The following is an 11,992-nucleotide window of genomic DNA, read 5'->3' as shown; positions in this document are numbered from 1 at the left end:
GGCACGCTGTTGAGTTCTCAAGGTGCGGACGCTTCCTTCGTTCCCGTCTCCGGGCCCTCCGGGCGCTTCCTGCGCTTCCTGCGTTTCCGACTCTATCAGATCTTTCCGATCCGATTTCCTCGGTGCTTTCCGGTCCCTTTCACTTTCGCTCCGGGCCCTTCCGGCTTTTCCGACTCTATCAGATCCTTTCGGCGTCCGATTCCCCGTCGGAAGGGGTTTGTCTTTCCGGCTGTTGGGCCGTTCCGACGAGTGAGACATTAGCGGATTCCCCGGCCCCGAAGCGAATCGGGGTTTCGAATCCTCATTCCGTTTGAAACGCACGAAAAGCAGGACGGCGCGACGAATCGCAGCCGGCAGGCAGGCTGTGCGGATCTTGCGGAGTGGCTGTCCGGGGCCGACCGGAGTCGGTGCTCACGTCGGACAACCCGGAGGACACTACGTATCGGGAAAACGCATGTCAACCCCGCTCCGGGGAGTGTCCGCCGACCCGGGAACGGTGCGGCGTCGGCTCAGGCGTCCGGCGCGGCCCAGGTCTTCAGGGTGGCGGCGACCTCGCGCGCGTCGGCCTCGCCCGTCAGGACACGGTCCACGAGGCCGATCGCGTCCTCGCTGGTGACGTCGACGGGGTGGCCGGAGGCGTGGAGGTAGGCGGCGGCCACGGCGACGGCGAAGAGTTCGTTGGAGTGCTCCAGGGCGGGGACCCGGACGAGCTGGTGGAGGAGGGCCGCGGCGCGGTGGTGCGGCAGGTCGTAGACGGGGGTGCCCATGAGGTGGAAGGCGTGGCGGGCGCGGGCGGCTTCGAGCGAGCCCCAGTCGGTGATCTCGGGGTCGCTGGGGATCATCTTCTGCGCGATGCCGAGGAGCCAGGCCAGGTCGACGTGGACGGTCACGGGCCGCTCCCCCGGTCAGGCGCCGCTGGGGCGGGCTCCGTACCGGGCGGCGAAGGCGTCACCGTGTTCGTGGACGAAGGAGCGGGCGCCCTCGATGAAGCGGGTCCGGGTGAGGTCGGCGTGGAGGACGTCGCCGGCGTAGTCCTCGGCCGCGAGGTGCCGCTCGGCGGCGGCCCGCTGGAGCGCCTCGTACGCCTCGTCACTGATCTCGATGCGGATTTCCCGTGCCATGGCACCACGGTAGCGGCCCGGGGCCCGGCGGGCCGGGCTTCCTGACGATCCGGGTCCGCTTCGAGGGCGGTGGGCCCGGCGGGGCGCTCACGCGCGCGCGGCCGTGTACGCGTCGAGCCAGCCCGCCGCGAGCCGGTCGCCGCGCGTGAAGACGGCCGCGCCGCGGCGGCCCGCCGAGGGGTCGGTCGGGTCGGCGGGCGGAAGCGGAAGCGTGGTCTCGGCGGCGGCGGCGTGGTGGTACGTGGTCGTGGCGCCGTTCCACAGGCGGATCACCGTGCCCGGCGGGGCCGACACCCGGACGGTGTCGTCGTCCACGGTGAGGCGGGTGCCGGTGGCGCGTTCGGCGAGCAGCGCCCGATAGCCCTCGGGGGGCAGGGCGCAGTCGGCGGGCGGGGTGGTGCCGGGCCAGTCGGGGGCGTCGACGCCGCGGGCCCGGGCGGCGTTCCACATGCGGGGGACGAGACCGGGGGCGAGCGGGGCGGTGGCCATGCGCTCGCACATCCACAGGAGCCGTCCGGCGCCCCGGCCGGGGCCCAGGGCGCGCCAGCGGACGCGCGCGGCGAGGTCGGCGGCGACGACGCCCGCCCACGGGTGGACGGTGCCGAGGGGGCCCTGCGCGCCGAGCCAGGCCAGGTAGCGCTCGGCCTCGTCCAGGATGCCGGTCATGGAGTCCACGGGGATGCCGAGCACGTAGGGGCGTCGGCCGCGGAAGAGGTGGGGGCGGGTCGCGGCGAGCATCAGGACGGCGCGGGCGTGGTCACCGGGTTCGGTCCCGCGCGGGTCGTCGTCCTCGGCCCGGTCCTCCCCCACCGGGCCCAGCCCCCACGGGTCGTCCGGAAGGCCGCCCTGGGCGACGTCCTCCCGCTCGGTCTCGCGCAGGACCCGGCGCAGGGTGGCTTTGGCGCGTTCGGTGAACGGCGCCTGCGCGAGGGCCGGGAGGTGGGCGCAGAGCAGGGCCGTGAGCAGCCGCTCGGCGGCGAGCGGAGCGTCGGGCACCGGTGCCCGGCGCAGGGCCGCCGCCAGGTCGTGGGCGGCGTCGGCGTCGACCATGAAGCGGCTGGTCAGCCGTCCGAGGGCGCTGGGTTCCAGACGGCCCGCCTCCTCGGTGGGGCGCAGGCAGCCGGCGGCGGCGAGGAACAGCGCGGCGTGGTGCAGGGGTTCGACGCTGTCGTGTCCCTGATGGGCGGCGAAGGTTCCGGCCCACCAGCGCTCCGCCTCCTCGACGCTCGACACCCGGTCCTGGACGGCCTCGGCGAGGAGGTGGTCGGCCAGGTGCTCGTCGAGGCGGGACCGTACGGCGTACCCGGCGACCAGCCGGGCCTGCCAGTGCGGCCGTTCCACGGGGTCGGTGAGCAGGAAGGCCCAGCCTTCGCGTTCCCCGGCGCCGACGCGCCCGGCGCGGCCGAACATCTGCTGGACCATCGACACCTCGACGCGGTCGAGGCCGAGGGTGGTGTCGCGGACGACGACCGCGCGGGCGGGGAGGTTGACGCCGGCCGCGACGGTGGAGGTGGCGACCAGGACCTCCGCCTCGCGGGCGCGGAAGGCCCGTTCGGCGTCGTGCCTGTAGGGCCAGTCCCGGTAGTGGAGGCGTACCCCGGCCTTGGTGCAGAGCCGTTCCACGGCCTCGGCGTCGTCGGCGTCCACGCCCGCCGTGGGCACGCCGCGGTCGGCGGCGAGGGCGAGTGCCGTGGTCCGCACGCCGCGCTTGCTGCCGCAGAACACGAGGACGCTGCCGCCGTCGTCGGTGACCCGTCGGGCGATGCGGACGGCGGCCCCGGTGCGGGCGGCGGCCCGCGCCGCCCGGTCGTTCGCGTCGACCGGCGGCAGGAGGGGCAGCTGCCAGGTGAGCCGGGTGGGCCGCCAGGCCGTGCGGACCAGGCGGGCGCCCAGCCAGCGGGCGACCTCGTCGGCGTTGGCGACCGTCGCCGAGAGGCCGACGATGCGGGTGGTGGTGCTGTCCTCCCGTACGCGGGTGAGCAGCGCTTCCAGGACGGCTCCGCGCGTGGGGTCGCCGAGGAGGTGGATCTCGTCGACGACGAGGCAGCCGACCTCCGCGAGCGCGTCCCGCAGCGAGCCGGTGCGGCAGATCGCCTCGAACTTCTCGGTGGTGGCCACCCACACGTCGGCCGAGCGGATCAGCTCCGTGTCCACGGCGGACTCGCCGGTCAGCCGCACCACGCGCAGCCCGTGGCTCCGCCACAGCCGGAGTTCGCGGTCGAGTTCGTCGGTGAGGGAGCGCTGGGGCACGAGCCAGGCCGCCTTGCGTCCCCGGGCGTGTGCCTCCAGCGCGGCGACCATCCCGACCGGGGTCTTGCCCGCGCCCGTCGGGGCGACGACGACCAGGTGCCCGGTGTCCTCCAGGACGGCGGGGACGGCGGCGGCCTGCATCGGGTTGAAGGACGGGTGGGGCAGCAGCCCGGCCCAGTCGGCCGGCACGAGGTCGGTGACGGGGACGTACGTCTCGCCCTCACCGACCCCCTCGCCCTCGTCGTCCCGGTCGTCGCCGTCGCCGTCCGGGGGGTCCTCCAGGGCGTCCCACTGGGCGGCGAAGGCGTCCCTGGCCGCCGCCGCCCAGTGGCCGGCGGCGGGGGCCGCGCCCTCGGTGGCGACGGCGACCAGGTCCGTACGGCCTCCGGTGTCGGAGACGGTGCCGACCCGGCCGGTCTCCTCCCAGTAGCGGCTGACGCGGTACGGGACGCCCGCCTCCGCCAGCCGTGCCCGCAGCGGCGCGTACGCCGGGCCGTCGGGAAGGATCACCCGTACGTCCTCGGCCGCGGTGAGCGCCGCGTCGGAGGGGCGCCAGGCGGGGTCGGCGACCTTGCACCACAGCAGGGCGCGCGGCTCGGTGGCGTCGGGCTCGGGCAGGTCCTCCGGCCGGCCCGGGCCGGGTTCCGGGCGCTGCTGCGCCGGGACCCTGAGCCGTACGAGCACGGTGGGCGCCGGGTCGCCGTCCGGGTGGGCGGCGCGTCGGCGGGCGGGCGTCCGCCCGGTGCCCGTCAGTTCGTCGTAGCGCTTCGCGCCCAGGTCCGCGAGGGTGAAGGCGGCGGGGCAGGCCGGGCAGACGAGCGCCGTGTACCGGTAGGTCCTGCCCTGGGACTCGTACGGCCTGCGCAGGGCGTGCAGTTCGCCGGCGCAGACGGGGCACGGGCGCTCGACCGTCGCCTCGTAGCTCCACCCCGGCTCGGTGAACCGCTCCGGGAACTCTCCGTCCGGGGTCACTCCCCAGCGTTCCCGTGCCAGGTCGATGACGGATCCCCGCACGTCGGCCTCGTCGCTGCGCATGACGGGACTCTCGCATCCCGTGATCATCGCCCGCAGGCGATTTCACCGGGCCGGGCGGCTGGGGAAGGGTTCAGGCCTCGTGGGCGGCCGGGCCGTCGGCCTCGGTGTCGCGGACGGGCCGCGCGGTCCTCCTCCTGCGGTACGCGACGGCGCCGCACACCGCGAGGAGCAGGGCGGCGACCACGGCGACGCCGAGCGCGGTACTGCCGGCGAACACCCTGCCCAGCATCTCGAGCGCTCCGAGCCCGACGGTCGCGTAGAGCAGCGCCCAGGCGGCTCCGCCGAGGAACAGGGCGGGGAGGTAGCGCGGCAGCGGCATGCGCATGCTGCCCGCGAGGAAGTTGGCGGCGGTCTGGAAACCGACGGTCAGGAAGGAGACGGCCACCACGGGCGCGCCCCACCGCTGGATCGCGCGCTCCACGCGCTGGAACCTGGCCGAGGTCATGCGCCCGGCGAACCTGCTGCGGCGGGCGCCGGCGCCGGCGAGCCAGCCGACGGCGAACGTCCCTCCGGCGCGCAGCAGCACGATCACGTACAGGGCGCCGGCGGTGAGCACGACCTTATCCACGGCACCCCGTTCCGGCCGCCGGCCGGAAGCCCGCGGTTCCTGTCGCGTGTCCCGCGGTACGGCCGCGTCGCGCCGCGGTGGGCCGACGACGGCCGCGGTCCCGCTCTTCGGCTCTCACCCGCGGTCCGCCCCTGCCCGTTCCGTCACTCCCCACATAGGCCACCCTAACCGACCGCCCGGGCCGGTCCCGGGGGGCTGCGGCCCCGCGGGGGAACCCGGCCGTGCGGCCCTCGTCCGACGGGGTGGCTCACGTCTCCCGTCGTGCGGTCACCAGGCCCGTCTCGTAGGCGGCGATGACCGCCTGGGCGCGGTCGCGGACCCGCAGCTTGGCGAAGAGGGCGGTGATGTGGTTCTTCACGGTGGAGGCGCTCACACCGAGCCGGTCGGCTATCTCCGCGTTGTCCGCGCCGCGGGCGATCAGCCGCCACACGTCCCGTTCCCGCGGCGTGAGCCCCTCGGTGCCGGGGGGCTCCGGGGGCGCCGCCCGGCGGTCGGGGGCCGTGACGTGCCGGGAGATGAGCCGGGTGAGGAGCCTCGGGGCGAGGATCGCCTCGCCGTCGCGGACCACGCGCAGGGCGGCGACGAGGTCCTCGGGCGAGATGTCCTTGGGCAGGAAGCCGCACGCCCCGGCCCTCAGGGCGCCCACGACGTGTTCGTCCATGTCGAAGGTGCTCAGGGCCAGGACCCGGCAGTCGGGCAGTTCGGCGGTGAGCCGCCCGGTGGCCGCGATGCCGTCCAGGACCGGCATGCGGATGTCCATGACGACCACGTCGGGCCGGTGCTCGTGGGCGAGGCGGACCGCCTCCGCGCCGTCCGCGGCCTCGGCCACGACCTGGAAACCGGGTTCGGGGGCGAGCATCAGGGCGAGGCCGCGGCGGACGAGCGGCTGGTCGTCGGCGATGAGGACCCTCACGGTCGCGCTCACGCGTACGCCTCCTGACGGTCGGCGGGCAGCGGCAGCCGGGCCCGGACGGCGAACCCCTCGCCCTCCGGCCCGGCCCGCAGGGTGCCGCCGTGGAGGGCGACGCGTTCGCGCATCCCCATGAGCCCGTGGCCCGAGCCGCGTACGGGAGGACGGCCGGGGCGCGGACCGTCGTCGAGGACGGCGACCCGCACCTCGTGGGCGGCGAAGGTGAGCCGCACGTCGACGTGCGCCCCGTCGCCCGCGTGCCTGCGGGCGTTGGTGAGGGCCTCCTGGACGATGCGGAAGACGGTGAGCGCGACACCGGGTGGCACCGACCGCGGGTCGCCGTCGGTGGTGAGGGTGGTGGGGAGGCCCGCGCGGCGGCTGTCCCCGACGATGCGGTCGAGGTCTCCGATGCCGGGCTGCGGGGCGGTCGTCTCGCCCTCGTCGTTCTCGTCGCCGGCCCGGAGCACGTCGAGGAGGTGGCGCATCTCGCGCAGGGCGGTGCGGCCGGAGCCCTCCAGGGTGACGAGCGCCTCGCGGGCCGTCTCCGGGGACCGGTCGAGGTTGGCCCGGGCGCCTCCGGCCAGCAGCTGCATCGTGGTCAGGTGGTGGGCGACGATGTCGTGCAGTTCCCGGGCGATGCGGCGCCGTTCGTCGGAGACGGCCCGCTCGGCGAGCAGCTGCCGCTGGGTCTCGGCCCTGCGCTGCCACCGGCCGACCACGACGGCGGCGCCGGCCACGAACAGCGCGGACGCGACGTTGGGGACGAGCTCCATGAGGGAGGGGGCGGGCAGTCCCGGACGGAGGAACTGGAGCACCGCGACGCAGCCGACGACGGCCGCCGTGCCGACCGCGGCCCTGTGGTGGCGTACGGCGGTGTAGAGGGCGACGACGGTGGCCGCCCCGTAGTGCTGGCCCACGGTGCTGGACCAGGTGAGCGCCAGGTTCCCCGCGAGGACGCACGCGAGGACGCACAGGGGCGCGCGGCGGCGCGCCAGCAGGAACAGGGCGGCGGCGACCACGAGCAGGCACCCGGTCACCGGCACGCGGCCCCGGTCCATCTGGCTGGTGACGGTGAAGCCCACGAGGTCGAGGGCCGCGGCGCCGACGGCGACGAGCCCGTCGTGCCGGCTCCACAGCCCCGGCCCTCCGCGCCGGCTTCCCGCTCCGGCCGCACCGCCGGGGAGCGTCCCGGTCGTCTCGTCCGGCGACCCGGCGCCCGGCGCGTCCGTCCGGCCCCCGGCCCGCCCGGGGCGCGTTCCGTCCGCCCGCCGTTCCATCTCAGGCCCCCTGCCCATCCACGCTCTCCCCGGAGCCGCCGCAGCGGCGACGACCTGCGGTTCGTCCGCCGAGTGTCCCATGGTGCCGGTGGACGGGGGCGGAGGGCGTCGGGACGGGGAGGGAGCCGGGACCAGGAGCAGGCTCCCAGGGGCCGGGTGGTGCGGGCCCGTGCTCCCAGCGGGTTTCTCCTCCCCGGCTCCGAGGCGGGGGCCCCGGGCCGCTGATGTGCTGGGCACGTGCCGGAACGACCCGGCACGGGGCGCCGTCCGGACCTCCGCGGTTCCGTGGCCCTCCTCGTCCGTACCCCTCCCGGAGGACTCCCGTGATCCGTGCCCTGACCGGTTTCTCGACCCGCAGACCATGGCGGGTCATCGCCGTATGGGGAGTGCTCGGGGTCTTCCTGACGCTCATGGGCCAGGCTCTGGTCTTCCGTGTGACGCACACCGACAGCGCCGGCTTCCTGCCGCCGGAGTACGACGCGGCCGCGGCGCTGCGGGTCGCCCGGGAGGAGTTCGGCGCGGAGCCCGACACCGACGCGGTGACGGTGCTGGTGGCGCGCCGCGACGGCAAGCCGCTGGAGGCCGCGGACACGCGGCGCGTGGAGGAGGTGGCACGTGGACTGAGCGCCGCGCGCGTGGAGATGCCGTGGACGGAGGAGCAGATACGGGGGATCTCCGAGGACTACTCCCAGGTTCCGCGCGTGGCCCTGGTGACGACCGCCCCCGACGGGTCGTTCGCGCTGCTCGGCGTACGGCTGCGGGGCAACTCCACCGACCCCGGCATGCAGTCCGTGTACCGGGTCTTCCACGACCGGGCCCAGCGGGAGTTCGGCGAGGCCGGACTGCGCACGGGGTTCACGGGGGGCCTGGCGGACGTGGTGGACCGGGCCGACGCGGAGGAGACCACGCAGACGGTGGTCGGCCTCGTGATGGTCGGTCTGATCGTGCTGGTCAACGTGTGGGTGTTCCGCAGCGTCCTGGCGGCGTTCGTCCCCTTGTTCGCGGTGTCCGTGGTGGGTGGCGCCGCCGCCGGCACGGTCGTGGGAGCGGCCCTCCTGACCGGTTTCGAGCTGGACCCGGGCACCCCGAGCATGATCGGCACGGTGCTGATCGGCATCGGCGTGGACTACTTCCTCTTCCTGCTGTTCCGCTTCCGCGAAGAGCTGCGGCGGCGCCCTGAGGAGCACCACCGGGCGGTGGCCGCGGACGTGTCCGGACGCGTGGGCACGGCGGTGACCTCGGCGGCGCTGACGATCGTGGCGGCCTTCGCGACGCTCGGCGTGGCGTCGTTCGGGCAGTTCCGGGTGCTCGGCCCCTCGGTGGCGGTGTCGGTGCTCGTGATGCTGGTGGCGAGCCTGACGCTGATGCCGGCGCTGCTGGCGGTGACCGGCCGGAAGATGTTCTGGCCCTCGCGGAGCCTCTCGAAGGCCGAGCGGACCGGGCCGGCCGCCCGTACCGGCGAGCTGGTGGCGCGCCGTCCGCTGCTGGTGCTCGTGGCGTCGGTCGCGCTCCTCGGCGCGCTCTCGGTCGGCGCGGCGGGCGTCCGCATGGACTTCGGCACCGGTGGCACCCCGCACGACACGCCGGCCGCCGCGACGGCGAAGGAGATCGCCGGTGCCCTGCCGCCGGGGGTCTCCGACCCGACGACGGTGTACGTCACCGCCGGCGACGGCCGGACCCTGGACCCCGCCGGACTCGAGGCCCTGCGCCGGGCGCTGGCCCGGGTGCCGGGGGTGGGCGAGGTGGCCGCTCCCGTGCTCGGCACCGACCGCACCGCCGCCCGGCTGGACGCCTACCTGACGGTGGACTCCTCGTCCCAGCGCGCCCGGGACCTCGTGGCGGGGCCGGTGCGCCAGGCCGTACGGGAAACGGCGCCGGCCGGGACGACCGCGCACGTGGGCGGCACCGCGGCCGTGTTCGCCGACGTGGCGACCGCGGTCGACCGGGACCTCAGGACGGTGTTCCCGGTGGCCGCGGCGCTGATCGCGCTGATCCTGGTGGTGCTGCTGCGCAGCCTGGCGGCCCCGGTGGTGCTGATGCTCTCGGTCGGGCTCTGCTTCGCGGCGACCTTCGGCGCCTCCGCCCTGGTCTTCCAGCACCTCGGCGGTGAGCCCGGGGTGAACTTCGTCCTGCCGCTGGTGCTCTTCCTGTTCGTCGTGGCGCTGGGCACCGACTACACCATCCTCATCAGCGACCGGCTGCGGGAGGAGACGGCCGCCGGAGGCCCGGTCCGCGCGGCCGTGGCCCGCGCGGTGCGGCACACGGCGCCGGCCGTCGCCACGGCCGGTGTGGTCCTCGCGGCCTCCTTCGGCAGCCTCGCGGTGAACGCGGACGCCTCCACGCGCCAGTTGGGCTTCGCCACGGCCCTGGGCATCCTCCTCTCCTCCTTCGTCCTGTCGCTCCTGATCGTCCCGGCGGCCGCGGCGCTGCTGGGCCGGGGCATGTGGTGGCCGGTGCGCGGGGCGCGGGGCAGGAAGGACGAGTTCCGGTCCGCGGACGGACGGGACGCGGAGCCGCTCGCTCCGCACGACCGGGAAGGGCCCCCGTGGGCACGACCGCTCGCGGACGACCCGAGGCAGCTCGACCGCACCTGACGGTCCGGGACGTCCGTGCCGGCGCCCACCGGCCTCCACGGAGGCGGCCCCGGCGCTCCTCCGCGTCAGGGGCGTCGGACGACCGGGGCGTCCGTGCGGCGGAGCCGGAGGGCAGGGTCCTCCGGCTCCGCCCGGCGAGCACGGCCCCGGGGCCGTGCGCCACCGCCCGGACGGGCGGCTTGCCTTTCCTCGCCGGGGAGTCGCCTCCCCCCAAGACCGGAAGAGGCGCGGCGCGTTCGGAATGATGCGAACTTTTCACGCATACGGCGCGGGACGCCGGGCACGCGGTCAACAGCCAAGGACCGCGGCCGGGAACTTCCCGGCCGGACTTCCCCGATGACGGACGGGACCATGAGCACGACCGACGGAGAGCAGAACGACAAGACCCGGACGATCGATCTGGCGACGGCGACGCACCGCGCGTCCGCGCAGCTGGCGGAACTGCTGCGATGCGAACCGGGAGCCGTGTCGTCCGTGCGGGCGACGGAGGACGGCTGGTCGGCGGACGTGGAGGTCGTCGAGCTGGCGAAGATCCCGGACACGATGAGCGTGATGGCTTCGTACCGCGTCGCTCTCGACCCGGAGGGCCGGCTGGTCGCGTACGAGCGCACCCGGCGCTACGCACGAGGCCACATCGACCGCCGTTGACGACGGCGGGAACCGCCCTCCCTTGGCAAGGACGTTGCCCCTCCCCGAGGGACAACGGACGGCGAAACGGAAGGAGTTCAGCGTGACACTCGTCCAGCAGAGCAGTACGACGGGCGGCGGCAGCGGCTCGGGCAATCTCTACGACGTCCTGGAACTCATCCTCGACCGAGGGCTCGTGATCGACGCGTTCGTGCGCGTCTCCCTCGTGGGCATCGAGATCCTCAAGATCGACGTGCGCGTGGTCGTCGCGAGCGTGGATACCTACCTCCGCTTCGCGGAGGCGTGCAACCGGCTCGACCTGGAGTCCGGGCGCAAGGCCCCGGCCCAGCTCACGGACATCGTGGGCGAGGTGACGGAGAGCGGCGCGAAGGGCAAGTCGAAGGGCGCCCTGACCGGCGCCGTCGAGGCGTTCACGGATTCCCTCCAGAGCAAGCGGGAGGAGTCCGAGGAGGAACCGAGGAAGCGGCCGGCGCGCAAGTCCGCCTCCGGCCGGACGTCTGCCACCCGGCGGGAGGAGTAACAGTGCCCACCTACGTCTACGCGATCGTCTCGGCCGATCACCCGGCGCCCCTGGAAGGCCTCCAGGGAGTCGGTGAACCGCCGGCCGCGCTGCGGACGGTCTCCGCCGGGGACCTCGTCGCGGTCGTGAGCGATGCCGAGGAAGGACTCCGCGCCAAGCGGCGGGACGTGCTGGCCCACGAGGCGGTGGTCGAGGCCCTCATGGCGCACGGCGCGACGCTGCCCATGCGTTTCGGGCTGCTCGGTCCGGACGACGGGAAGGTGGCCGAGGTCCTGGAGCACGACGGCGACACCTACCGCTCGCGCCTGACCGAACTCGACGGCCACCTGGAGTTCCACCTCAAGGCGTCCAGGGACGAGGAGGACCTGCTGCGCGAGATCGTGGCGGACTCGGTGGAGATCCGCGAGCTCAACGAGCGGACGCGGTCGGGCGACACCCCGCAGGAGGACCGGGTCGCCCTGGGCGAACTCGTGGCCCGCGAGATCGCCGTGCGCAACGCGGGGCAGGCCGAGGAGACCCTGCGGCGGCTGGAGCCCGTCGCCGCCAGGGTCGCGCGGTCCGAGCCCGGGGCCGGCCACTTCCTCAACGTCTCCTTCCTCGTGCCCGCCGGGTCCTCGAAGGAGTTCGTGCACGCGGTGCGGGAGGAAGCGGACCGCGGGGGCGACGCGTGCGCCTTCACGCTGACCGGCCCCCTCCCCCCGTACAGCTTCGTATGACCCGGCGCGAGGCGGGCGGAAGCGACGGCGGGGAGGGCACGGCGAAGGAGGCCGACGTGGTGAAGGAGGCGGACGGATGGGACTGCTCGGCGGAATCCTGACGCTGCCCCTCGCCCCCGTGCGCGGCACGGCGTGGGTGGTCGACCAGGTGCTGCGGGCCGCGGAACGGGAGTACTACGACCCGGAACCCGTCAGGGCGCGGCTGGCGACGCTGGTGGACGACCTGGAGAACGGCCGGCTGGACGCCGAGGAGTTCGACCGGCTCGAAGACGAACTCCTCGACAGGCTCGACGAGATCGAGGCGTACCGACGGAGGACGGAGAGCGGCTGATGGCGACGTGCGGGAAACGGGC

At 74.9% G+C, this 11,992-nt stretch carries 11 protein-coding genes; 5 read left to right on the top strand and 6 right to left on the bottom strand.

Translation table 11 applies throughout. The features are described from left to right. Nucleotides 1-509 precede the first annotated feature (509 nt). The 6 genes from IE245_RS14935 to IE245_RS14910 all read right to left on the bottom strand — a co-directional run bounded on the left by IE245_RS14935 (nt 510) and on the right by IE245_RS14910 (nt 7,179). Nucleotides 510-890, bottom strand: coding sequence for a fic family toxin-antitoxin system, toxin component (locus tag IE245_RS14935; protein ID WP_373305329.1), 381 nt, complete (start codon nt 888-890; stop codon nt 510-512). A gap of 15 nt (nt 891-905) precedes the next feature. Then, nucleotides 906-1,121, bottom strand: a complete 216-nt coding sequence (locus IE245_RS14930; RefSeq protein ID WP_189947476.1) for a hypothetical protein — start codon at nt 1,119-1,121, stop codon at nt 906-908. Between the two features lie 87 nt (nt 1,122-1,208). Then, nucleotides 1,209-4,406 (bottom strand): DEAD/DEAH box helicase, encoded by a 3,198-nt coding sequence (locus tag IE245_RS14925; RefSeq protein WP_189947474.1) that lies wholly within the window; start codon nt 4,404-4,406, stop codon nt 1,209-1,211. A 70-nt stretch (nt 4,407-4,476) separates the two neighbouring features. Next, entirely contained in the window at nt 4,477-4,974 is a 498-nt protein-coding gene (locus tag IE245_RS14920; RefSeq protein ID WP_189947472.1) for a DedA family protein, read from the bottom strand. Between the two features lie 247 nt (nt 4,975-5,221). Beyond that, nucleotides 5,222-5,899, bottom strand: a complete 678-nt coding sequence (locus IE245_RS14915; protein ID WP_189947470.1) for a response regulator — start codon at nt 5,897-5,899, stop codon at nt 5,222-5,224. Next, nucleotides 5,896-7,179 carry a sensor histidine kinase gene (locus tag IE245_RS14910; RefSeq protein WP_229851284.1) on the bottom strand — a complete coding sequence of 428 codons (1,284 nt, stop codon included), beginning with the start codon at nt 7,177-7,179 and terminating at the stop codon, nt 5,896-5,898. Before IE245_RS14910 ends, IE245_RS14915 begins: the two co-directional genes overlap by 4 nt. A 305-nt stretch (nt 7,180-7,484) precedes the next feature. On the opposite strand from IE245_RS14910, the gene IE245_RS14905 reads away from it, so the two are divergent. The 5 genes from IE245_RS14905 (at nt 7,485) to IE245_RS14885 (ending at nt 11,970) form a co-directional block, all read left to right on the top strand. Beyond that, nucleotides 7,485-9,755, top strand: a complete 2,271-nt coding sequence (locus tag IE245_RS14905) for an MMPL family transporter (RefSeq protein ID WP_189947467.1) — start codon at nt 7,485-7,487, stop codon at nt 9,753-9,755. Between the two features lie 351 nt (nt 9,756-10,106). Then, nucleotides 10,107-10,403: a gas vesicle protein GvpO gene (locus tag IE245_RS14900; RefSeq protein ID WP_189947465.1), complete on the top strand. Its 297-nt coding sequence runs from the start codon at nt 10,107-10,109 to the stop codon at nt 10,401-10,403. 82 nt (nt 10,404-10,485) lie between these two features. Continuing rightward, a complete protein-coding gene (locus IE245_RS14895; protein ID WP_189947463.1) occupies nt 10,486-10,923 on the top strand; it encodes a gas vesicle structural protein GvpA in 438 nt (145 codons plus the stop codon). A 2-nt stretch (nt 10,924-10,925) separates the two neighbouring features. Next, nucleotides 10,926-11,639 (top strand): GvpL/GvpF family gas vesicle protein, encoded by a 714-nt coding sequence (locus IE245_RS14890; protein ID WP_189947462.1) that lies wholly within the window; start codon nt 10,926-10,928, stop codon nt 11,637-11,639. Between the two features lie 76 nt (nt 11,640-11,715). Then, nucleotides 11,716-11,970 (top strand): gas vesicle protein GvpG, encoded by a 255-nt coding sequence (locus IE245_RS14885; RefSeq protein ID WP_189947460.1) that lies wholly within the window; start codon nt 11,716-11,718, stop codon nt 11,968-11,970. The last annotated feature ends 22 nt before the right edge of the window (nt 11,971-11,992 follow it).

Source organism: Streptomyces roseolus, from assembly GCF_014649855.1.
Taxonomy (GTDB): Bacteria; Actinomycetota; Actinomycetes; order Streptomycetales; family Streptomycetaceae; genus Streptomyces; species Streptomyces roseolus.
The sequence above is the reverse complement of the archived record's forward strand: the minus strand, read 5'-3'. Positions and strand labels throughout refer to the sequence as shown.